The following is a 22921-nucleotide window of genomic DNA, read 5'->3' as shown; positions in this document are numbered from 1 at the left end:
GCAAAAAATGATGAAAGATTTGCTTTGGGCGGAGAGCCAGAAACTCCACCGTTCCAAAATACTCTGGATTGCTGGGTTTGCAACAGTCATGGTAGGGTTAATCGTCTTTGCACAGGGACAGTTTACATTCTATGACCGCCGATATATTGACGGGGCTGGATGGTTTATGACAGCGGCCCAATCCCTTGCTACCTTTTATGTTCTGCCTGCTGTAATTGCCCTATTGGGAAGTTATATGATTTGCCGGGAGGAACAGGAGGATACCTTAAAATCTCTGCGGCTCATTCCCGTAGATGAAGTGAAACTGACACTTGCCAAAATGATACTTGCCTTTGTGTTCAGCGTTCTGATTTACCTTTTACTTTTTGCAATTACCTTTCTTGTCGAGGCAGTTTTGCATTTAGAAGCACTTTCCGTTGGCCTTGTGTTAGAAAATCTGAAAATATATTTTCTGGATGGGGTAGGCGTATTCTTTGCAATTTCGCCTATTATCGCTCTGGTAGCGCGGATGAAAAAGGGGTATTGGCTGGCTCTGGTATTTGCAGAAATTTATTCGTTTGCTGGATTATTTGCGAGTATGTCCCAGCAGTTAAAGACGGTATATCCCATGACAGCCGTTTTCAATATCTCTGGTTATTATAATGCAAATATGTTTCAGGTTTTAATCGGCGTTGTAATTCTGATGGTTTGTGTGATTTTGTCATTGTTAATTTTGAAAGGATTGAACCGCAAGACTAAATAAATGCAATATATCTAATGATCTGCCGGACGACGGCAAAAGAAAAAAAGCCGTCGTATGGCGGAAAACAATATTCCCTACAAGGTGCGAGCGGCACTGCTTCTGGTGCCGCTGAATACACCAATGCCTACCGGAGCAGTGACTCAATCCTTGTGGTACATTGCAGTTCGTTCCGGGAACGTCCACCGGGTGCAGCACTATCTTCGCACAGAAAGGGATACCTAAGATGGAGCAGTTATCGGCACGTCTGCTGTTTAACGGCTGGCATCCTGCTGCTGATCTCAGGGGGGATTTGCGCCATTCTCCAAGGATGGCTCTATACCGGCCTTCTCTGGGCGGGTGCGTTTGGATGCCTGATGGCAGCTCTGAACTTTCGGGATTCCAAAAACGACGGCGGCTAAAGCACACGGCATCGTAGTGCACGGTCAATGCGGAAATGCGAGCTACACCCGATTTTCCATATCGAGTGATATAGATTTGGCTTTGGGGGAGGATTGTCTATTGTATGCAAAAAATTGAAGTTGTTGTTCGCATCACGAAGGATCACTGCCCACCGCAAGAGCAGACGATTTTTGAGTGGATTGAAACGAACCGTGCTGCGCCAGACACCTTGAATTATCCCGGTCTGGAAATAAACTTAGAACACCGTCGTGTTTTCAAAAACGGACAGGAAGTGTACATGAGCCGTTACGAATATGGCGTTTTAAGTTTAATGGCACGGCATCCGGGGCAATTGTTTACAAAAGAGCAGATATTTGAAGCCGTGTGGCATCAGGATAGTGAAAGCTACCTGACTGCTGTTACCAATACAATTGGACGCATCCGGCAAAAAATCGAGGATGATAGAGCTGTACCTGTCTATATTCGAACGATTTCCAACCTCGGCTACCAATTTATGCCGAACATTTCAGTGAAAAAAGATTCCTTATAACGATAAAAGCCATACTCAATGGGTAACTTAGACCTTGAGTATGCTTTTATCGTTAGCTGGATAGATAAAAATTGACATCCTTGCAATCGGAAATAATCTTTTCTAAAATATAGAAAAAAGATTTTAGGAGGCGGTAAGATGCAATCCTTCGAAGATGTTCTGAGAGAGTTTGAAGATTTTTTGCAAACGGCATCCTATTTAGAGGTTCTCCCATGTCGATGGGGGTATGTACGGCTTTTTAATGAGGGTGCTCCTATCAACTTCTACGCAGTCTTATGCCGTACCCCACAAGAACTATATGATACGCTAGAAAATGATCTTGCCATTGAAAAAGAGGTTCAAAATCCACAACGAGACTGATTACGAGAAAATTATTGTGTAATTCGTTTGCTTTTCACGTGATTTTATTGAATGACCTGTTAGAATATTGCGTATTCAGACAAAAGAACGCCAGAGAGAAGCGTAACGTCCACTCTGGCAGCTTAGGTGTTTTTGTTCTGTTCTGAAAGTTCTGTCAAATGGATTGCGAGTGACCTTGTGGCATCCAACAGAGTTTTCCGCATTTCTGGCGGACAAGCAAAATAAATCGATTCTAACTCTCGACATTCGCGCTCTGCTTCTGATAAGTTCGGGTTGATAACCGAATCCAAGGAAAGTGGCAGAACATGGAGAATTGAACTTAAAATGTCAAAAGAAGGATTCTGTTTTCCATTTTCAATATTGGCGATATACTTCACCGAAACATTACTTTTCAGTGCCAGTTGCTCTTGTGTCATTTTCATTGCTTTTCGGACAGCCTTTATCTGCTTTCCTAAAGCAATCGCATCCGCATTCGGCATCATCATCACCTCAATAGTATTGTATCGTTCTTGCGGAAAGAACGGTATAACATCATCATTCCAGTGATTTTGTCCTATCGTGCCGATTTTTGCGTTTCCCGGTCGAGTTATAAAAAAACGGTAACTCGTCCGGGCGATTTCACGCGCTATCCAATCACAGTTGCCGTTTGTGGAGGTAACTGTGATTTTTTATTGGGGTAACGCATCAAAAAAAGCCTGTCTGCTGCCGTAAGCCAGACCGCCCCGAAGCAAGCACAATCGTTCCGTTCCACCATCCACAATCGTGCCGATGTGTTATATTGCGCCAGCTTCCCACTGTGGGAGGCTGGCGTTTTTGCGCTTTTGGAGCCAAAGTGCCGCAGTCCACCGTTTCTCCTATGATACAGCAGCAAACTTTATATTTGGGAGGGAAAGTCATGCTCGATCATAAGAAGGAAGCGATTACGGAACACTGGCAGTTTTGCCCCAAGTGCAATATAAAGCTCTATCGAATGACCGCCGACTGCACTGGATTCATCCACATAAAATGCTGGCGTTGCCGGGAAATGTTATGGCTCAACCTTTCCATTCGAGCCAAGTAAGCATTGGTTTCATAAAAATCGGGTGCAACGCACTCTGAATATGGACTGTTAGCACCGAGCAACGGGCCGTCACCTCCGGGTGATGTATGAAACGTAGCACCAAATAGCCGGGCAGCAGCTTGACTGAAAGATCTCCAATCTTTCGGTCGGCTGTTGTCCGGCTATTTTTATAGCTTCAGATGGCCTGCTCCCGAAAAGGAGCAGGTTTTATGTTTGCCCTCTTTTCATGGCTACCCCAAGCGGCGAAATATCCGTAGCATCTCCGAATTTTCGACTTTTCACGTTTTATCGAAAATTTGGAGGTTACACATGAGTTTCAATAATGGCAATGAACGTCGCAAGCTGAACGCAAAGTGGGAGCATCTTCGTGTGCAGTACCGCGAAGCAGGAATGAGCGAAGATGCAATTCAGGCTATGTACGAGTTTGATTTGGGTGTTCTTAATAGCGAACGTGCCTACATCACTAACACAATGACGGTTTCTGGTGTTGCCGATGATGGTGCAGCCAAGGAAACCAGCGACTTCAAGCAGTATGAAAAAGCCGTTACCGTAACGGATACCTACCACGAAACCAAAAGCCGTTTTGCATGGATTGGTGAGATTGAGAACGAACAGTTGCTTACTGCACTCGAAACTTTGAAAGTCGAAGATTTGGAAATCATCACCATGTACGCTTACGAGGGATACGACATCACTGAAATATCTAAAGTCTACGGCGTATCCCGTCCCACTATTAGCATAAAAATCAAGAGAATTACTAAATTTTTGAAAAACTTCAATTTTAATGCTACGAATTGACCCTTCTCGATGGCTCGTAAGTGTAAGGGCAATTCACCAGATGGCGAAAGCCGCTGAACGAAATGTCTACACTCTTGTTCTTTGAAAACTGAATAGTTCCGTCATCTGGTACTCCGATAATGATACTTCCGTAATTCGCGGCCCGGTCACAAAGCAGACGGGGTGGCTGAAATGCCAATGAAGCGGTACAAGTCCGCTGCCAGATGTTTATGCCCCACTCGCAGGGAGCCGAGGGCGAATATGCGAGACCTTAACTTATTAAATCAGGCGTGGCCGAATGCTGTTTTCGGTCTTCGTCCACGCCTGTTCTTTTTACTTATTCCATATATCCACATTTTTGTCCTACATAGGAGGTTTTATGAACGAGAACGACCGTACCACCTTAGAGCAAGCGATCTACGAGGAAATGGAACTGACCCCGGAGATGATTCGGTCCATCCGCACGCTCTGCGGTGTCTGCCTTTGTAGTTTTGTAGAATCCAAGGCGTTCAAAATCGCCATTGTTCCCAGCGCAGACCGGAGCATGGACACTTGCACTGTCTGCCAGACCCGGCGCGGTCATGACTACGTTGTGATGAACCGCTGAACAAACACACCGCCCACTGCCAAGGAGGTGCAGCGGGCGGTGTACATATTGCAAAAGGAGGGCAGCTTTTGATCCAAAACTGGAAATTCCAGCGTGGAGACATTTTCTTCACCCGTTTCGACAACGCCACCGGTTCAGAGCAAAGCGGGAATCGTCCGGCAGTCGTTCTCCAGAACGATGTGGGGAATTTTTACTCGCCCACGCTGATCGTGGCCACATTGACAAGCAAGGCTGCAAAAAAGTATACCCAGCCGACCCACTGCCTGCTGGTGAACGATTTTCTCTCCGTTCCGTCCATCGTTCAGGCAGAGCAGATCTTTACCATAGACAAAAGCAGGGTGCTGAAATTCCTCGGACACCTCACCCCGGAGGAAATGAGCCGGGTGGATGATGCTGTCCGTGCCAGCCTTGCCCTGAACCCGATGGGAAGCATTCAGCGGCTTCCACCTATCATCCGCTCTACGGCGGCTTACGCCCCGCCTGAGGTGGTTGACGGCAAGCCACCCATCTATCCTTACACACCCATCAAATCGTCCTTTGAGGACGCTGGAAGCGTTGAGGACATGATGCTGTACACCGAACTGGAAGCTGCGGTACACGCAATGATCCAGCGGCTGGAATACAGCTTCACATTTAACCCCAGTCTGCTCACCATCCCGAAGCGTAAACAGCAGGTTGCTGAAATCCTGAAAGAAGCCGAAACGTACATCTGGAGGATCAAGGAGGAAATGCGATGCGCCTGAAAGACAACACCAATCCCTTCATCCATGTCAACCCGCCGTACCAGCTCATGGTCATCCACAGCAGCAAGCTGGTCTATCCCCGCGAACTGTATCAGCGTGGTGTGGAGCGCAAGCGTGTGGAACTGATTGCCGCCCACTTCAACGAATATGTGGCAAATGAGCCGAAGGTCAGTTTCCGCAACGGTCAGTTCATCGTAACGGATGGGCAGCACACCATCGAGGGGCGCATCCTCCGCAACGGTGGCAAAGATCTGCCGATTCTCTGCAAGGTGTACACGGGCATGACCGTGGAGCAGGAAGCCCTGCTCTTTGCCGAGCAGAACGGCTTCTCTGCGCCGCTGACGGCAGGCATCAAGCTCCGTGCCAAGGTGGTGGGCGGCGATGCCATCTCCAAAGCCTTTCTCGCAGCCACCAACCGAGTGGGATTGAGCCTCAATTATGACAGCCAGCAGCTGACCGATTACCGCATCGGCTGCGTTGGTACGGCTTTCCGGCTCTACAAGCAGATGGGCGAACCGCTCTACTGTGAAACGATGCGGCTCATCGTGGCAGCATGGGAGGGCAAACCGGATTCGTTCCGGGCATCTGTTCTGAAAGGCATGATGCACTTCGTGGAGCTGTACCACGGCGAGTTCAGAGAGGAACGGCTGCTCCGTGCGCTGGGCAGCATCCACCCGGTCGATATCTACCGCATCGGACAGGACGACCCCGCAAAACTGCGCGGATGGAAAAAGTACGTTTTCCCCATCTACACCGCCTACAATGGCAAGTGCAGAAAAGACGCACTGCCGATGAAATTCTGATATTTTCAGGCATACCTCCCATATACACAAGGGCATCTGCAAACCGCAGATGCCCCTTGTTACATATTAAGACCACTATATATACGATTTACAGGCTCATTCAATACAATATACAGAGAAAAGAGGTATTCTATGCGCTCTCAGTTCACTTCGTATGAGCAGCTTCCCATCACCCTGACAGCCGATCATGTCGCTGCTGCGCTGGGCATCTCCCGCGCCAACGCTTACATCCTGCTCCGTTCGGACGGCTTTCCCACGCTCCACATCGGAAAGCGGATGGTCGTTCCTAAAGACCGCTTTCTTCAGTGGATCACGGACAGCGTAAACGGCTAATCTGACATCCTTGATTCAAGAGGTTTCTTTTTCTATACTATTCCCGAAACGACTTGACATCAGGAAGGAGGCAATATGCCAAGCAAACGTTCACACGGCGAGGGTACGCTTCGCCACCGCAGCGATGGTCGCTGGGAATTACGTATGATGGACGCTACCAGAAAGATGGTTCGCCGCGCTTCAAGACCTTCTATGGCAAAACCCAGAAGGAGGTCAAGCTCAAACTGAAAGAGTATCAGGATGCGCTTATCAGCGGTGTCCAGTTGGACACGATCCTGTACTTTGAGGATTGGGCTGATACATGGTTCGAGGGTCACAGGGATAATATCGCTCCCACGACACAGGAAAGCTACAAATACTGCCTGAAAATGCTCAAAGAGGGATTTTATCATCGCCCCTTGACCGTCATACGCCCCATCGACATTGAAAACTTCCTGAAAGGGATGCGGCGCGATGGCCGCTCGGATTCTTACATCAGCAAGGCACGAGGGATGCTCTACCAGATCTTTCAAAAGGCAGAAGCCAATGACCTTGTGCGCCGCAACCCGGTCCGGCTTGCTGAAAAGATGCGGGCAACCGGAACCGCAAAGCGCAAGGAAGCCTTTACCACAGCGGAAGTCGCACACCTGATGAAGGTGCTGCCCGATGACCGCATGGGCTTGAGTATTCGGCTTTTGCTCGGCACTGGGATGAGAATGCAGGAACTTCTGGCTTTGGAGCCGCAGTTTATTGAAGAAGATGGCTCTGTCATTCACATCCGGCAGGCAGTAAAGGTCGTAAAAGGTACGGTCAGCATCGGCAGTCCGAAATCCAAAGACAGTATCCGGGATATTCCGGTGCCGCTGAATGTCCGCCCGTGCGCCATCAAGCTGCGGGATACCACCGACCAGTTCATCTGGGAAAGCCCCAAGACCGGCTTGCCCTGCAACCCCACCCATTTCCGGGATGTGTTCCGCAAATCTCTGGAAGAAGCCGGCGATGTCCGCTTGCTCACACCGCACAGCTGCCGCCACACCTATGTATCGCAGATGCAGGCGTTGGGCGTGGATATCCAGACCATCCAGAGCATCGTAGGCCATGCCGACACCGAGATGACTGAGCATTATCTCCATGTTCAGGAATCCATTCGGCAGAGTGCGATCCAGTTGTTCAGTGAGGCGTTTTCGGCCTGAAAATTGGACGGAACGGCACTAATTAGACCAGATAAAATCTTTGGCATTGTGGTCAAAATTGTGGTCAAAACCAAATGAGGCCAGCCTATAAACAAAAAAATCCAACGATTTCTAACGTGAAATCGTTGGATTTATGGTCCAGGAAGACTGGACAAATCCGAACTTTTTTCCTCTGCCGAATCGGCGGTCAAAGTGTCCTCAAATCGGACGGTTTGGGTGCCATCCTTGTAGTTGAACGTGATCAAGGTTCGGTCATCATACAGGAAAATGGCATTCACAAAAATTTCAATTAGCGCTTTCCGCTGCTTTTGCTGCGATATATCGAACTTTCTAAATTTCAGCAACCAGAATCGAATAAAATCTTCGTTGAAGCTGGGCTTCTTCAACTTTTCATCTGCAATTTTTGCAGTCAACTCATCTTTCTGAATTTCCAGCGCTTCCAGACGCTCTTTCGTTGTCCGGGTGTACAAGCCATCCTCGATGGCCTTCATCAGGTTGTCCAGCTTTTTGTTGACCTCTCGCAGTTGCTTTTCCAGCAGCGGGATCGTTGTGTTCTCCTGATTCTGTACATCCATGACCAGTTGAACGATCTTGTCGATCACCACATCGTCCTGAATCAGCTTCATGGTCTCCCGGACGACCAGATCTTCCAGCCATTCTTTCTGCACGGTCTTTTTGTTGCAGCCCTTGCGCCGCTTGACGTTGGCGCACTTGTAATAATAGTAGGTGCGCCCAGTGGCACTGGTTCCGCTTTCGCCGAACATCAGTGCACCGCACTTGCCGCAGAACAGCTTGGTGGTCAACAGGTATTCTTCGTCGGCTTTGCCGCAGGCAGGGGCGCGCTTGTTCTTGTCCATACGCTTCTGCACCCGGTCAAACAGGTCTTTCGGAACGATAGCCGGAATCGCATCCGGCACAACGATATCCCGGAAAGACAGTTCTCCAATGTACCGGCGGTTCTTCAACATGGTGTTCACACTGCTGTGAGTCATTTTGCCGCCCTGCATATTGCGGACACCCTTGTCGTTAAGGAAGTTTACGATTTCCACCATCTTCTCGCCGTTGTCATACCGTTGAAAGGCTTCCAGCACCAGCGGCGAGGTCAGCGGGTCAAGGTGATAAAACTTGTCCTCGTCGATTTTGTAGCCGATGGTTCCTGTGCCGCCAGTGCATTTCCCTTTCAGGGCGTTCTCGGTCTGACCACGGATCACCTTTTCGGACAGCTCTGCGGAATAGTATTCCGCCATACCTTCCAACAGTGTTTCCACCAGAATGCCCTGTGAGCCCTCGGCAATGGGTTCCATAACGGAAATCAGGTGGACACCGTTCTTTTTCAGGATCATCTTGTAGTTTGCGCTATCAAAACGATTCCGTGCAAAGCGGTCAAATTTCCAGACGAGAACAACGTCAAATAGTTTCTTACCGCTGTCTTTGATCATCTGCTGGAACTCCGGGCGGTTGTCCGTTTTGGCAGAGAATGCACGATCAATGTAGTGTTTGATGACCGTGATGCCGTTCTTTTCGGCGTAGGCGGTGCATTCCCGAATCTGGCCTTCAATGGATTCTTCACGCTGGTTGTCCGAGGAATAGCGGGCATAGATTACGGCGGTCATAGACTCACTTCCTTTTTCTTATCGAACAGATGGGTAGCTTTTTGCATACTTGTAGATTTGGCGCGCACAGTCAAGGCTCATTTTGCTGGAATCGTTGTGTTTGAGCCATGCATTCACATTGCCCGGATTCAGCTTCAAGTCTGTGTAGAGACGATAATTCGTCAGTTTCTTTTTCCGCTGAAGTTCCAATACTCGGCGATGAATCAACGCTTTCGTATCATTGTCCGCAAGAGAGGTATCCCGCACCGAGCAATAGCTGCGCCAGACTTTCAAATAGCCCTCTGTCAGTTCCGGTGACTGGTTTTCCAGAAGCAGCAGCATTTGCGCCAGCGAATAGCGATTGGAAAGCTGCTCATACTCCGCAGCAACAGCCCTGTTTACGGTATAGCGGAGCAACAAATCCACTTTATCAAAGGCCAGCGCATAGAGATACAGTGGCTCTTTCAGGCGGGGATTTTCTGTCATGCAATCTGCCAGCTTATGGACACTTGCCGTCTGAACCCCGGAAAGTTCTACCACATACTGCTTCAAAAAGCCTTCAAATGTCAGCTTTCTCACGGTCTCCACCTCTCCACATACTCCTGATAACGGATATAAAAATCTCGATACCGCCAGTCGTTCAAAATGCTGGCTTTCAGCTCATCCTCATCGGTTGCAAGGTGTTCCAGCAAATTCCAGTCCAAAGAGTTCCGCACAGCCTCGCTCTCTACGTCTGCCTTGTCAGTGTCACGGAAAGAGCAGAGCTTTGCGATTACCAGATCTTCCAGACTGGGTGTGTAGAACTGTACCTTTGTACCACCGAAAGGCAGCGGCTGAAGCCGATCTTGGAAGTTGTACGGAAAATTATCAATATAGGCTTCCACATCCGTGTTGATGTCGTACTTGCCAAGTAGTCCGTACAGCTCTTTCGGGACGCTCAAGGCATCAATGTCATGGGTGGCACGGGTCAGCTTGCCCAGCAGAATAAACGCACTTCCGCCAACAATTACCATCTGGTAACGGTCGTCGTTGTCGATCATCAGGTCGGCATCTTCGTCCAGCCGTTCCAGACGCTTGTGGAGGTCGTCTAAAATCATCTTTCCCATAAAGCAGCCTTTCGTATTTTCAATAATAGTATTCTCTAAAATCATTTTAAGAGCTGGACTGTGTATTGTCAAGAGGAAATCAACAATATTTCTCGCATTTTACGCTGTCATGTTATCTGTCCACATCTCGCACTGGCTGATAACCGTGCTGATTGCTGTGTCGTAATCTTCCGGGGGATACTTATACTTTTTCAGAAGATGCTTCACCATCTTCCGCATACTGGCACGCGCTGTTTCTTTTTTCTGCCAGTCTATCGTCCGATTTTTACGCAGCATCTCGGTTAGTTCTCTGGTAAGGTCGATCAGTTCGTTGTTCTGGTAAAAATCTTTGATGTTCTCCGGCTTGGTCAGAGCATCGTAAAACGCCAGCTCTTCCTGCGTCAGCCCCAGTTTCTCACCATTATTGTACAACTCTGTGATTTCCTGTGCCGTTTTCAGAAGTTCCTTGATAACTTCCTCGTTTGTAATCAGCCCATTGTAATAGGAGTTCATCAGCTGCGCAATTTTCTCCGAGAACTTCTGCGACTGCACAACATTTGTCCGCTTGTAAAGTGATACCTGTTCTGCCATCAACTTTTTCAAAATTTCCACAGCGATGTTCTTTTCTTTCATTTTTGATATTTCGTCCAATACCGCCGGGTCAAACAAGCTGATATTTTCATCTGCCTGCTTGCTGTCAAACAGACTGATTACACCTTGGCTCTGGATACTCGCTTTCAGAAGTTCATTGATTTGAGTGTTGATTTCTTTCAGCGAGAGCGTCTTTCCGCCGCTGCCGCCGTAAGTAATTTTCACCACGGTAGAACGCACAGCTTCCATGTAGGCGGCTTCATGACGCTCCTGTTCTGTGGTCATGCTGGAGCACAGGGAGTGCGACTGTTTCAGCAGCATTGCTTCTCGCAGGAACAAGTCCTTGCGCTTGGGTGCTTTGGCATCCAGCACAAAGTTCACACCACCCGTTACCAGCTTTGCCATAACCAGCGGCGAACCGTCAATAAAACTGCTGAAATCAAACCCGTGCAACAAATCCTTGCACACCTGAAGCTTTTCCTGAAACTTCGGATATGCAACTTTGGAAATATCCATATCGCCATACCGGGACTGGTCGCGCTTGGTATATTCCTTCATGGCAGCTTTGAGGGCAGATGCAATGCCCACATAGTCCACGATCAAGCCGCCCTCTTTGTCCTTGAACACACGGTTCACACGAGCAATCGCCTGCATCAGATTATAACCGTGCATCGGCTTGTAGATGTACATTGTCGCCAGCGAGGGAACATCAAAACCGGTCAGCCACATATCCACCACGATAGCGATCTTCATTGGATCATCGTTATCTTTGAACTTTCGCGCCAGTTCCTCCTTGTGCGATTTTGTCCCAATAATCGCTTTCCAGTCCTCCGGGTCGTTGTTACCGCTGGTCATGACCACACCGATTTTCTCTTTCCATGCCGGACGCAGTTCCAGCAGCTTCCGGTAGATTTTCATGGCAATCGGGCGCGAATAGGCAACAATCATCGCCTTACCGGTCAGCAGGTTGGCACGGTATTTTTCGTAGTGGGTGACAATATCCTCGCACAGCGATTGCACCGTAGAATCTGCGCCCAACACGCTTTCCATCTGTCCCAACATTTTCTTGCTTTTTTCAATGGTCGCTGTGTCCGATTGCTGCTCCAATGCGTCATAAGTCGCATCAATCAGAGCCAGCGTGTCCTTATCCAGATGCAGCTTGATGACGCGGCTTTCGTAGTAGACAGGGCGCGTTGCGCCATCCTCCACCGCCTGCGTCATGTCGTAAATATCAATGCACCTCCTTGCCAGAGCCGATTTTTCGAACCGCAAGCAGATCGTGCACGAGATTCTGCACCCGGAGGACCGCCCTGCTCCGCAGAAACGAATCTACGGAATCAACTATGCTGCACTGGAAGCTGCCGTCCGGCGAATCCAGCAGGATGTTGATTTCCTGATGATGTATCTCCCCAAGGTGCCTGATGATGCCTATGTGAAAGTGGAGACTACGAAGATTCGAAATTTTAACTGTTGACTTTTCTCCTCAATTTCGATATGCTGTTCTTGCTTTATCCGTTTCATTTTTGCACTGTTAACGTTAAAGCAAAAGACCAGAGTTGTAAAGCCTTTTGGCTAAATAACTCTGGCCTTTTTGTTGGGCTTGTGCAACAGCCCCATGCAAATTAAAATAATAATTCCGCTATCTATGCGCAGAGCAACGCGGAGCGCATTTTTGATCGTTGTACGGTCGGATAAGCTGTGAAACCAACGCCGCCGTGCAGGGGGGGGGCGTGCGCGGCGCGTTGGTTATGAAAAGGAGAATAATATGAGGAAGCAGAAAAAGTCGGTTTAACCCATAGTTACCTGCACCGTTACCTCGGTCCCGGCGGCAGCCAGCGGCAGCACATTGCCGCAGATGGCCTTGCCGTCTACGGTAACCGCCTTGACGCCGTGCTGAACCCCGGCGGCGTTGTCCACCGTGATGCGATACTCTGCGCCACGGAAGCGGCGGGTGACCGTGTAGCCGGTCAGGGTGTGGGGGATGCAGGGGTCCACCCGCAGGCCGTCCAAGGTGGGCTGGATGCCCAGAATGTACTGACTGATGTTGAAGAAGGTCCATGCTGCCGTGCCGGTCAGCCAGCTGTTTTTGGCTTCGCCGAAGGTGGGGGCGTCCTTGCCTGCCACCATCTGGCTGTAAACGTAGGGTTCGGTGCGGTGGATCTCAGAGATGTCCTCGATGTAGGCGGGGCAGGTCTTGCGGTAGACCGCAAAGGCGCGGTCGCCGTGACCCAGCGTTGCCTCGGCGCAGCTGATCCACGGGTTGTTGTGGCAGAAGATACCGGCGTTCTCCTTGTATCCCGGAGGATAGCTGGAGATCTCGCCAGATTCAGCTGATAGCCGGTGTAGGCGGGCTGCAGCAGCACCACACCGTATTTGGTGTCCAGCCGCTCCTCCACGCTGGCAAGCGCCTGCGCGGCCTGTCCGGTCTCCCTGCCGATGCCCGCCATGACGCACATGCCCTGTGGCTCGATAAAGATCTGACCCTCGGCGCACTCCTTGCTGCCGATGGGGTTGCCGAAAGCATCGTAGGCACGGCGGAACCACGCGCCATCCCAGCCTGCAGTCAGGACGGCCTGCTCCACCGCGTCAATGCTCTGGCGGGCGGCGGAAGCTCGGTGTCAAGGCCCAGATGGTCGCACAGCTCGGCGTATTCGTGGCCGTACTTAACGAACATGCCCGCAATGAACACGCTCTCCGCCACAGGACCCTCGCTGGGCCCGGTGATCTGGAAACTCTCGCCCGGGTGCTCGGAGAAGCAGTTCAGGTTCAGGCAGTCGTTCCAGTCCGCACGCCCGATGAGCGGCAGACCGTGGGGACCAGATGGGTGCAGGTAAAGTTGAAGCTGCGGCGCAGGTGCTCCATCAGGGGCTGCGCCTTGGCGGCATCGTTGTCAAAGGGAACCTGCTCCTCCAGAATGGACCAGTCGCCGGTCTCCCGCAGGTAGGCGGCGGTACCGGCAATGAGCCACAGCGGATCATCGTTGAAGCCGGTGCCGATGTCCCGATTGCCCTTTTTGGTCAGGGGCTGGTACTGGTGGTAGGCGCTGCCGTCCTCGAACTGGGTGGCGGCGATATCCAGAATGCGCTCCCGGGCACGGGAGGGGATGATGTGCACAAAGCCCAAAAGATCCTGACAGCTGTCCCGGAAGCCCATGCCGCGTCCGGTGCCGCTTTCGTAATAGCTGGCAGAGCGGCTCATGTTAAAGGTGACCATGCACTGGTACTGATGCCAGATATTGACCATGCGGTTCAGCTTTTCCTCGCCGGATTCCAGATGGTAGGTGGACAGCAGCTCCTCCCAGTGGGTGCGCAGGGCGATGCGGGCGGCATCGATCTGTGCGTCGGTGGCGTAGCGCGCCATCATGGCGTGGGCGCGGGTCTTGTTGATGACACCCGGCGCGATGAACTTTTCCTGCTGCGGGTTTTCGATGTAGCCCAGACCGAACAGGATGCTGCGGCTTTCGCCGGGAGCAAGGCTCAGGTGGATGTGCAGCGCACCCACCGGTGCCCAGCCGTGAGCAATGCTGCCGGAACAGTGCCCGGCGCGGACGGCTTGCGGGTCTGCCGGGCCGCCGTATACCCCGCAGAAGGCATCCCGGGTGGTGTCGAAGCTGTCCACCGGGCAGTTTGCCCAGAAAACGGCGTAGTGGTTGCGGCGTTCGCGGTACTCGGTCTTGTGGTAGATGACGCTGCCTTCCACCTCCACCTCGCCAGTGGAGTAGTTGCGCTGGAAGTTGGAGCTGTCGTCCACGGCATCCCACAGGCAGAACTCTACATAGCTGAACAGGTCCAGCTCCTTGACGGCGGCGCTTTCGTTGCACACCGTCACCCGATCCAGCTCGCAGGCGTCGCCCTTGGGGACGAACAACTCCTGCCGGGCGGTCACACCGTCCTTTTTGCCCTCCACAACGGTGTAGCCCAGACCGTGGCGGCAGCTGTAACTGTCCAGCGGGGTCTTGGTGGGCTGCCAACCCGGGTTCCACACGGTGTCGCCGTCCTTGATGTAGATGCGGTGACCGTCCATGTCCAGCGGAGAGTTATTGTAGCGGTAGCGGGTCAGGCGGCGCATCCGAGCATCCCGGTAAAAGCTGTAACCGCCCGCCGTGTTGGAGACCAGACTGAAGAAGTCCTCGCTGCCAAGGTAGTTGATCCAGGGCAGGGGCGTCTGCGGGGTGGTGATGACGTATTCCTTGTTCCGGTCATCAAAATATCCGAACTTCATAATGCTTCCTCCTTAAAACTGCGCCTTGTAGGGTGGGCAGCACATCGATGGGCGAAAACGATTAAGGCACTGTGAAAGAAGCAATCTTATCACGTTAAGCATACCGTATCTCGCAAAAAAATGCAAGGGCTTTTTGCAAAAATCCGGGAAGATTTTTAAAAATAATCTGCGAAGTCCCGGTAGTTTTTGGCGTAATTTTGGGGCGTGCACACCGGCAGAGTACAGAACCAAAGCCCCGAAACCCCATTTTAAAAGTAATATATACATACGACCTTTTTCACCGAAAAACATAACGAAACTGCAACGAAATTTTTTCGGTTTTAATCGAAATGTAACGAAAGTAAATCGAGATGCACAATTTCTACAGGTCGCATTGGAACAAAATGCCGAAAGTGATGCAGTTAGACTAAAACTTTTACATTAGCGCTTGATTTTTGGTGCAGAATGCGCTATATTGAAGTTGCGAAAACGATTAAGTGACTTGCGAGAAACATCCCGCAGCTCCTTTCATCGGAAGGAGGCTACAAAATGCCATCCCTGAAGGATCTGGCAAAAGAGTGCGGCGTATCCGTCGCAACTGTCAGTAAAGCTTTGAACGACCAGCCGGACATTGCTCAGGCTACGCGGGAGCGGATCCACGCAGCGGCCCGCCGCATGGGCTACCTGCCCAATGCAGCGGCTCGGGCGCTGAAGACCAACCGCACCTACAACCTTGGCGTTCTGTTTGTGGATGAAAAACAGAGCGGCCTGACCCACGAGTACTTCTCCGCAGTGCTGGACAGTTTCAAGGTTGAAGCAGAAAAGCGCGGCTATGATATCACCTTTATCAACCACAACATCAGCGGCAGATCCATGAGCTATCTGGAGCATTGCCACTACCGGGGTGTGGACGGCGTGGTGATCGCCTGTGTGAACTTTTACGATCCGCAAGTGGTGGAGTTGGTCAACGGCGATGTGCCGGTGGTGACCATCGACCATGTGTTCAACAACCGGATGGCGATCCTTTCGGACAACGTGGTGGGCACAAAGGCCTTGGTGCAGCAGGCATGGGCCTGCGGACATCGGCGCATCGCCTTTATCCATGGCGAAAAGACCGCCGTTACCGAGAACCGTCTGGCAGGCTTCTATCAGGCCTGCGAGGAGCTGGGGTTGAAGGTGCCGGAGCAGTACGTCCGCTGCGGCGTGTACCACGACGTGGATCGCTGCGCTGAAGAGACCCGGGCGTTGCTGGCGCTGCCGCAGCGCCCCACCTGCATCATCTTCCCGGATGACTTTTCCGCACTGGGCGGCTACAACGCCCTGGCCGAGGCGGGCTTGAGCATCCCGGAGGATATCTCAGTGATGGGATACGATGGCATCTATCTCTCTCGGGTGGTCAAACCCTCGCTGGTGACCTACCAGCAGAACACCAAAGCCCTTGGCAGGCTGGCGGCGGATAAGCTGATCGAGCTGATCGAGCATCCGCGTGTGACCCTGCCGGAGCAGATTCGGGTGTCCGGCAAGCTGCTGGACGGCGGCTCCGTCCGCATCCTTTGACAAAGGCCCACAACTCCCAGCGCGGAGTTTTTTGAGAATGATTTTTATTTGATGGAAAACCATGAAGGAGGTTTACCCTTATGAAAAAGATCTCTCGTCGTAATTTCCTGCTCGCTTCCGGTGTCGTGACGATCGGTGCTGCTCTGGCAGCCTGCGGCGGCAGCTCTTCTACCAGTGCTGCTGCTTCCTCCGCTCCCGCATCCTCTGCAGCCGCTTCCGATGCGCCTGCTTCCGCAGAGGGCAAGGTGCTGAATATCTGGTGCTGGAACGATGAATTCCAGAGCCGCTTCAACGACTACTACCCCGAGGTCAAGGAGATCGCAGCCGACAAGTCTACCACCACCCTGAAGGACGGCACCCTTGTAAAGTGGACCATCAACGCCAACGAGAACAACAACTACCAGAACAAGCTGGACGAGGCGCTGCTGAATCAGGATTCCGCCGCCGATGACAGCAAGATCGATATCTTCCTGATCGAGGCTGACTACGCCCTGAAGTATGTGGACTCCGACTACGTTCTAGATGTCAAGAAGGATATCGGTCTGACCGACTCCGATCTGGCCGGGCAGTACCAGTACACCAAGGATATCGTTTCGGTGGACGGCAGCCAGCGCGGCACTACATGGCAGGCAACGCCGGGTCTGTTTGCATACCGCCGCAGTATTGCAAAGGCAGTGCTGGGCACCGACGACCCCACCGAGGTGCAGAGCTGCCTGTCCGACTGGGATAAGTTCAACGATGTAGCGGCCAAGGCTGCTGCCAAGGGCTACAAGATGCTGTCCGGCTTTGACGATGCTTATCGCACCTTCTCCAATAACGTGTCCGCACCTTGGGTCAGCGGCACTACCGTTACCGTCGATCCCAACCTGATGAAGTGGGTGGACCAGACCAAGGAGTATACAGACAAGGGCTACAACAACAAGTCCAGCCTGTGGGACAGCCAGTGGGCTTCCGATCAGGGCCCCACCGGTAAGGTGTTCGGCTTCTTCTACTCCACTTGGGGCATCAACTTCACCCTGCTGGGCAACTCTCTGGCAACGCCTACCTCCGAGGGTGGCAAGGAAGAGGTTGGAAACGGCATCTACGGCGACTACGCTGTGTGCGAAGGCCCTCAGCCCTACTACTGGGGCGGAACCTGGATCTGCGGCGCAGCCGGCAGCGACAACCTTGAGACCATCAAGGACGTCATGCTGAAACTGACCTGCGATGAAGCCATCATGAAGCAGATCACCATGGATACGCAGGACTACACCAACAACGAGAAGGCTATGAACGAGATTGCCAACAGCGATTTCAAGTCCGACTTCCTCGGTGGCCAGAACCACATCGCGCTGTTTGCAGAGGCTGCAGCCAAGATCGATATGTCCAACGCCGGCCCCTACGATCAGGGCCTGAACGAGAGCTTCCAGACCGCCTTCAAGGATTACTTCACCGGCAACGTGAAGGAGGATGCCGCCAAGGCAAACTTCGAGACCGCCATCAAGGAGAAGTACCCCGAGCTGACCGAGGTGGTCTGGCCCGCATAAGCGGTTTTACTCCGAACTGAAAATCAAAGCAAAGGGGCGGGCGGCGTATCTCGCCCGCCCCTTTGCTTTTGCTGTGACCCGGCAGGAGGGAGGATCTCATGGGAGAGAAAACAAAAAAGAAAGGGTCGATCAGCTACGCGAAATGGGGCTATATCTTCATTGCACCGTTCTTTATCATCTTCGCGGTATTCCAGCTGGTCCCTCTGGCATCCACCATCTATTACAGCTTTTTTGAGTATTACCGCAGCGGCCTGAAGATCATCGGACCCAATTTTGTGGGCCTGAAAAACTACATCACCCTGTTAGCCACCGACCTGCCCAAGTATTTTGGCAACACGCTGATCCTGTGGATCATCGGTTTCGTCCCGCAGATCATCGTCTCGCTGCTGCTGGCGGCATGGTTCACCGACCTGCGGCTGAAGCTGAAGGGGCAGACCTTCTTCAAGACGGTCATCTATATGCCCAACCTGATCATGGCTTCGGCCTTCGCCATGCTGTTCTTCGCCCTGTTCTCGGATAACGGCCCGGTGAACGCGGTGCTGCTGAGCATGGGCTGGATCAAGACACCCATCAGCTTTTTGAATACCGTGTGGGGCAACCGTGGTCTTGTGGGCCTGATGAACTTCCTGATGTGGTTTGGCAACACCACCATCATGCTGATGGCAGCCATCATGGGTGTGGACCCCACCCTGTACGAGGCTGCGGAGCTGGACGGCTGCACCCCGAACCAGATGTTCTGGAAGATCACCCTGCCGCTCATCCGTCCCATTCTGGTCTATGTCATGATCACCTCCATGATCGGCGGCCTGCAGATGTTCGATGTGCCGCAGATCCTGACCAACGGTAAGGGCGGCCCCGACCGCACATCCACCACCATGATCATGTACCTGAATAACCACCTGTTCAGCAAGAACTACGGCATGGCGGGTGCGGTGTCTGTGGTGCTGTTCCTTGTGTGTGCGGTGCTGTGCGTCATCGTGTACTTCTCGCTGACCAAGGAGGATGACGGCCTGACAAAGGCGCAGCGCAAGGAACTGAAGGCAACCAAAAAGGCTGCTGCCAAAGGAGGGAAATAAGTATGGCACATACGCCTAAAAACCAGTCCGAAAAGGCGATCCTGACCGCCCGCCGTGCATGGTGCTATCTGGTGCTGGTGCTGATCAGCTTTCTGTGCCTGTTCTTCTTCTATGTGCTGGTCATCAACTCCACCCGCACCCATTTCGAGATCCAGAAGGGGTTCTCGCTTGTGCCGGGCAAGTCCATCGTCACAAACCTCCGCAACGTGCTTACGGATGCCAACATCCCCGTGATGAGCGGTATCCGCAACAGCCTGCTGGTGTCCGCCTGCTCGGCAGCGCTCAGCGTTTACTTCTCGGCACTGACGGCTTACGGCATCTACGCCTATAACTTCAAGTTCAAAAAGGCCGCCTTTGCTCTGATTTTGCTCATCATGACCATGCCCACACAGGTGTCCGCACTGGGCTTTCTGCAGTTGATCTCCAAGATGGGGCTGAAAAACAGCTTCATCCCTCTGATCGTTCCCAGCATTGCGGCACCCACCGTGTTCTTCTTCATGAAGCAGTATCTGGATGCCTCCCTTCCCATGGAGATCGTGGAGGCTGCCCGCATTGACGGCGCAGGCGAATTTTATACCTTTAATAAGATCGTGCTGCCCATCATGAAGCCGGCGCTGGCTGTGCAGGCTATCTTCTCCTTCGTGGCAAGCTGGAACAACTACTTCATTCCGGCGCTTGTACTGGACACCGCCGACAAAAAGACCCTGCCCATCCTGATCGCCCAGCTGCGCAGCGCGGACTTCCTGAAGTTCGATATGGGCAAGGTGTACATGATGGTAGCCATCGCCATTCTGCCGGTCATCATCGTCTACCTGCTGCTGTCCAAGTTCATCGTCCGCGGCGTGGCTCTGGGCGGCGTCAAGGGCTGAAATTACGACCGGCGCCAAAGCCCCTCCTGTGAAAATGCAATGGGGCTGTTGCACAAGCCCAACAAAAAGACCAGAGTTATTTAGTCAAAAGGCTTTACAACTCTGGTCTTTTGCTTTAACGTTACCATGACAGTGGAATGCCTGTGCACACAAGTTTGAATGACAGAAAGGAAAACTATTATGGCTGAATTTCCAAAAGAATTTGTCTGGGGTGCTGCAACAGCGGCCTATCAGATCGAAGGCGGTGCCACAGAGGGCGGTAAGGGACTGAGCATCTGGGATGTTTTTTCCCACACACCGGGCTGCACCTACCGGGGCGAGACCAGTGACGTTGCCTGCGACAGCTACCACCGCTGGAAAGAGGACCTTGCACTGCTGCAGTCCATGCACCTGAAAGCCTACCGCTTTTCCGTGGCATGGACCCGCATTGCCCCCAACGGCGGCACAGACTGGAACGAGGAAGGCTTTGCCTATTACGATACCCTTGTGGATGCCTTGCTGGAAGCCGGGATCGAGCCTTATGTAACTTTGTATCACTGGGACCTGCCCCAGGCGCTGGAAGAAAAGGGCGGCTGGCGCAGTGAGGAAACGGCACGCGCGTTTGCAAGCTATGCCGCAAAGATGGCAGAGCACTTCAAAGGCCGGGTACATCAGTGGTTCACCTTCAACGAGCCTGCCTGCATCGTAAAAATGGGCTACGGCACCGGAGAGCACGCCCCGGGTCTGAAACTGCCGCTGGAAGGTCAGTTTACCTGCTGGCGGAACGTTATCTACGCCCACTGCCTTGCCGCACAGGAGCTGCGCCATGCAGACCCGGAAAACAAGGTGGGCTTTGTTTCCACCGGCCGCATCTGCTATCCGGTGTCGGAGGCAAAAACAGACGTGGACGCTGCCCGGGTCCTGACCTTCGCCTGCCCGGATGACGACTGGGCCTTCACCCACACCATGGCACTGGACCCGGTCTGTCTGGGCCGTTGGCCGGAACCGGACATCTGCGGACCGAGACTTGCCGCCAGCATCGCCGCTGTGCCGCAGTACATCAACGATGCCCTGCCTCTGGGCAAGCCGGACATGGTGGGGCTGAACATCTACAACGCTGCCCCGGCGCAGATGGGCGAAAACGGTCCCAGCTATGTAGAGCGCCCCGCCGGGTACGCCCATACCGCCATGAACTGGCCGGTGGAGCCGGAATGCCTGAACTGGGGTCCCCGCCAGATGCAGGAGCGGTACGGTCTGCCCATGTTCATCACCGAAAACGGCTTGTCCTGTACGGATAAGGTCTACCGGGACGGCAAGGTGCACGATGCAGACCGCATCGATTTTCTGGCACGGTATCTGGAAAAGCTGTCGGAGGGCATCCATGCCGGTGCAGATGTGCGGGGATATTTCCAGTGGAGTCTGCTGGACAACTTCGAGTGGCACAGCGGCTACCGGGAGCGGTTCGGTCTGGTGTATGTGGATTACGCCACCGGGCAGCGCATCCCGAAAGACAGCGCATTCTGGTACGGTGAAGTTGCCGCCACCAATGGACAGTCCATCTGAGCCGTAAACGCAGAAATTCCCGGACGGTATTTCACTGTCCGGGAATTGTGTTGGGTAGCCAAGCACAAGGAGAAGCGATTGCAGAGCGAGCTGAAACGGTTGACCAGAAGCGAGAGAACCCATCGGCTTTGCACTCGTGCCGGAATGTTGGAGATCTTTTTGAAAGAGCCGACCGTCCTGACCGATGAGGATGTGATGGAGCCGCTGACCTTCATCTTCCAGAGCGAAGCGGTTCAAAAGAAGCTGAATCTGCTGATTGAGAGCCGGAGAGAAACGCAGGAAGCGGACGAGGGCGAAAACCCTTGACGGAGACAAGGGCGCAATTATACACCACCTACTATCGCCACTTTACCGTGATAAATTTTGCAAAACCATATTGACGCACCTACGCTTCCATGATACCCTTTATTCCAAATCCTGCCGAAAAGTGGTGGTTCTCACCGTGATAACCACCACTTTCAGCGGATGATTGCCCAGAAAGAACGTACCGCCCCGCAACACACCCGATTCATTTTGCCGCCGATTCACCCGACAAAATCCATCGCTGCGCTGCATGGGCGGTATTTTTCTTTTTCACAAATAAAATCTTATGTAGTTGTTCAATCTTCCAAAATTTGTTTTTGGTTGTTGACTGCACAACCGCAAAGTGTTATTCTTGTGCTTGAAAGAAGCAGGTTATAGTGTCCGCACTGCGTCCGGCTTTCTTCATACTGTACCTTGAATCCTTCATAAGCCGTCTGAACGTGATACCGTGCCATGACCTCACACTTTCCGTGAGCGAGCCAGACAACGCCGCTGTACAAACAGGGGCAGGAACTTCGTTCGGAGCAAACGGTGATCAACATACACGAGCAGCGGAACTCTCTACTTATTTTTGCGTCTTAACAATTCGGAAACGTTTGTTAAAAATACGTTTTGAGCGTAGCGGTAGAGGGCAAGAACCGTCCCGTGGCCACAAATTTTCAATTCTTGAAAATGTTCTGTCCATCCGGGACTTCACTTCTCAAACTCTTGCGAGTTTTCCAAGTGATCTTGTTGGGGCGTGCCTGCCCCAAACCCTGCTCATGGTTCGCACCTGACGGTGCGAACAGCAACGGCGTGTCGTGCTTTACATAACTTCACCGAGGAGTTATCGAACAGACAGGAGGTACAATGACCAAAACGAATGTTCAACCGATTCCTAGCAATTCCCAGCGCCACGACACGCCGAACAACAAAACGCACGTCATCAAGTTCCGTGTGACAGCGGAGGAAAAAGCGTCACTGGAACTCACTTGCAAACTCCTGAATCTCTCCCTCTCCACTTTTATCCGCCGCGCCATCCACAACGTCAAGATCGAGAAAACGGTCATCGTTGC

General features: G+C 52.3%; 20 protein-coding genes and 4 pseudogenes. 17 read left to right on the top strand and 7 right to left on the bottom strand.

The window, feature by feature from the left end; all coding sequences use genetic code 11:
- The first annotated feature begins 10 nt into the window (after window positions 1-10).
- The 3 genes from DXA70_RS05700 to DXA70_RS05690 all read left to right on the top strand — a co-directional run bounded on the left by DXA70_RS05700 (window position 11) and on the right by DXA70_RS05690 (window position 2030).
- Window positions 11-742: an ABC transporter permease gene (locus tag DXA70_RS05700; RefSeq protein ID WP_179148991.1), complete on the top strand. Its 732-nt coding sequence runs from the start codon at window positions 11-13 to the stop codon at window positions 740-742.
- A 502-nt stretch (window positions 743-1244) separates the two neighbouring features.
- Window positions 1245-1670: a response regulator transcription factor gene (locus tag DXA70_RS05695; RefSeq protein ID WP_117527344.1), complete on the top strand. Its 426-nt coding sequence runs from the start codon at window positions 1245-1247 to the stop codon at window positions 1668-1670.
- A 138-nt stretch (window positions 1671-1808) separates the two neighbouring features.
- Complete coding sequence (locus DXA70_RS05690; RefSeq protein WP_015564162.1) at window positions 1809-2030, top strand: hypothetical protein; 222 nt, start codon at window positions 1809-1811, stop codon at window positions 2028-2030.
- A gap of 122 nt (window positions 2031-2152) precedes the next feature.
- Here DXA70_RS05690 and DXA70_RS05685 read toward each other — a convergent pair whose 3' ends face one another.
- Complete coding sequence (locus tag DXA70_RS05685) at window positions 2153-2515, bottom strand: helix-turn-helix transcriptional regulator (protein ID WP_055186315.1); 363 nt, start codon at window positions 2513-2515, stop codon at window positions 2153-2155.
- An 884-nt stretch (window positions 2516-3399) separates the two neighbouring features.
- Between DXA70_RS05685 and DXA70_RS05680 the strand changes: the two genes are divergently transcribed.
- The 6 genes from DXA70_RS05680 to DXA70_RS05655 all read left to right on the top strand — a co-directional run bounded on the left by DXA70_RS05680 (window position 3400) and on the right by DXA70_RS05655 (window position 7525).
- Window positions 3400-3888, top strand: a complete 489-nt coding sequence (locus tag DXA70_RS05680) for a sigma-70 family RNA polymerase sigma factor (protein ID WP_117527342.1) — start codon at window positions 3400-3402, stop codon at window positions 3886-3888.
- A gap of 358 nt (window positions 3889-4246) precedes the next feature.
- Entirely contained in the window at window positions 4247-4474 is a 228-nt protein-coding gene (locus DXA70_RS05675; RefSeq protein ID WP_015538297.1) for a hypothetical protein, read from the top strand.
- A gap of 68 nt (window positions 4475-4542) precedes the next feature.
- The gene (locus tag DXA70_RS05670; RefSeq protein WP_055186330.1) at window positions 4543-5217 is read left to right on the top strand and encodes a type II toxin-antitoxin system PemK/MazF family toxin; all 675 of its coding nucleotides are present in this window, start codon (window positions 4543-4545) and stop codon (window positions 5215-5217) included.
- Window positions 5208-6020: a DUF6551 family protein gene (locus DXA70_RS05665; protein ID WP_128117856.1), complete on the top strand. Its 813-nt coding sequence runs from the start codon at window positions 5208-5210 to the stop codon at window positions 6018-6020. The genes DXA70_RS05670 and DXA70_RS05665 overlap by 10 nt, the downstream gene beginning before the upstream one ends.
- 132 nt (window positions 6021-6152) lie before the next feature.
- Window positions 6153-6353 (top strand): helix-turn-helix domain-containing protein, encoded by a 201-nt coding sequence (locus tag DXA70_RS05660; RefSeq protein ID WP_005927005.1) that lies wholly within the window; start codon window positions 6153-6155, stop codon window positions 6351-6353.
- A gap of 263 nt (window positions 6354-6616) precedes the next feature.
- On the top strand, window positions 6617-7525 hold the full coding sequence (locus DXA70_RS05655; RefSeq protein WP_243001136.1) for a site-specific integrase: 909 nt from the start codon (window positions 6617-6619) through the stop codon (window positions 7523-7525).
- A gap of 131 nt (window positions 7526-7656) precedes the next feature.
- Here DXA70_RS05655 and DXA70_RS05650 read toward each other — a convergent pair whose 3' ends face one another.
- The 4 genes and pseudogenes from DXA70_RS05650 to DXA70_RS05635 form a co-directional block, all read right to left on the bottom strand.
- Window positions 7657-9138: a recombinase family protein gene (locus DXA70_RS05650; protein WP_128117855.1), complete on the bottom strand. Its 1482-nt coding sequence runs from the start codon at window positions 9136-9138 to the stop codon at window positions 7657-7659.
- 18 nt (window positions 9139-9156) lie between these two features.
- A complete protein-coding gene (locus tag DXA70_RS05645) occupies window positions 9157-9696 on the bottom strand; it encodes a transcriptional regulator (protein WP_128117854.1) in 540 nt (179 codons plus the stop codon).
- Window positions 9693-10223 carry a DUF6036 family nucleotidyltransferase gene (locus tag DXA70_RS05640; protein ID WP_243001135.1) on the bottom strand — a complete coding sequence of 177 codons (531 nt, stop codon included), beginning with the start codon at window positions 10221-10223 and terminating at the stop codon, window positions 9693-9695. The genes DXA70_RS05645 and DXA70_RS05640 overlap by 4 nt, the downstream gene beginning before the upstream one ends.
- Window positions 10224-10322: 99 nt before the next feature.
- Window positions 10323-12029 (bottom strand): annotated as a pseudogene (locus DXA70_RS05635) (type I restriction enzyme endonuclease domain-containing protein); the annotation flags it as partial.
- A 43-nt stretch (window positions 12030-12072) separates the two neighbouring features.
- Between DXA70_RS05635 and DXA70_RS05630 the strand changes: the two are divergent.
- Window positions 12073-12267, top strand: a complete 195-nt coding sequence (locus DXA70_RS05630) for a hypothetical protein (protein ID WP_243001133.1) — start codon at window positions 12073-12075, stop codon at window positions 12265-12267.
- Window positions 12268-12581: 314 nt separating this feature from the next.
- Here DXA70_RS05630 and DXA70_RS05625 read toward each other — a convergent pair.
- Window positions 12582-15014: pseudogene (locus DXA70_RS05625) on the bottom strand (glycosyl transferase).
- Window positions 15015-15542: 528 nt separating this feature from the next.
- On the opposite strand from DXA70_RS05625, the gene DXA70_RS05620 reads away from it, so the two are divergent.
- The 6 genes and pseudogenes from DXA70_RS05620 to DXA70_RS05595 form a co-directional block, all read left to right on the top strand.
- Window positions 15543-16550 carry a LacI family DNA-binding transcriptional regulator gene (locus tag DXA70_RS05620; RefSeq protein ID WP_117529997.1) on the top strand — a complete coding sequence of 336 codons (1008 nt, stop codon included), beginning with the start codon at window positions 15543-15545 and terminating at the stop codon, window positions 16548-16550.
- Between the two features lie 80 nt (window positions 16551-16630).
- On the top strand, window positions 16631-18076 hold the full coding sequence (locus tag DXA70_RS05615) for a twin-arginine translocation signal domain-containing protein (protein ID WP_128117852.1): 1446 nt from the start codon (window positions 16631-16633) through the stop codon (window positions 18074-18076).
- Window positions 18077-18174: 98 nt separating this feature from the next.
- Window positions 18175-19152, top strand: coding sequence for a sugar ABC transporter permease (locus DXA70_RS05610; protein ID WP_128117851.1), 978 nt, complete (start codon window positions 18175-18177; stop codon window positions 19150-19152).
- A 2-nt stretch (window positions 19153-19154) separates the two neighbouring features.
- Complete coding sequence (locus DXA70_RS05605; RefSeq protein WP_128117850.1) at window positions 19155-20021, top strand: carbohydrate ABC transporter permease; 867 nt, start codon at window positions 19155-19157, stop codon at window positions 20019-20021.
- Window positions 20022-20201: 180 nt separating this feature from the next.
- Window positions 20202-21563 carry a GH1 family beta-glucosidase gene (locus tag DXA70_RS05600; RefSeq protein ID WP_128117849.1) on the top strand — a complete coding sequence of 454 codons (1362 nt, stop codon included), beginning with the start codon at window positions 20202-20204 and terminating at the stop codon, window positions 21561-21563.
- A 57-nt stretch (window positions 21564-21620) separates the two neighbouring features.
- Window positions 21621-21869, top strand: a pseudogene (locus DXA70_RS05595) (DUF3847 domain-containing protein); the annotation flags it as partial.
- Window positions 21870-21968: 99 nt separating this feature from the next.
- Here the strand turns inward: DXA70_RS05595 and DXA70_RS13590 are convergent.
- The gene (locus tag DXA70_RS13590) at window positions 21969-22118 is read right to left on the bottom strand and encodes a hypothetical protein (protein ID WP_158565137.1); all 150 of its coding nucleotides are present in this window, start codon (window positions 22116-22118) and stop codon (window positions 21969-21971) included.
- A gap of 597 nt (window positions 22119-22715) precedes the next feature.
- Here DXA70_RS13590 and DXA70_RS05585 point away from each other — a divergent pair.
- Window positions 22716-22921 (top strand): annotated as a pseudogene (locus DXA70_RS05585) (mobilization protein); the annotation flags it as partial.

The sequence above is a fragment of the Faecalibacterium sp. OF04-11AC genome (assembly GCF_003460645.1).
Lineage (GTDB): Bacteria > Bacillota > Clostridia > Oscillospirales > Ruminococcaceae > Faecalibacterium > Faecalibacterium prausnitzii_I.
The sequence above is the reverse complement of the archived record's forward strand: the minus strand, read 5'-3'. Positions and strand labels throughout refer to the sequence as shown.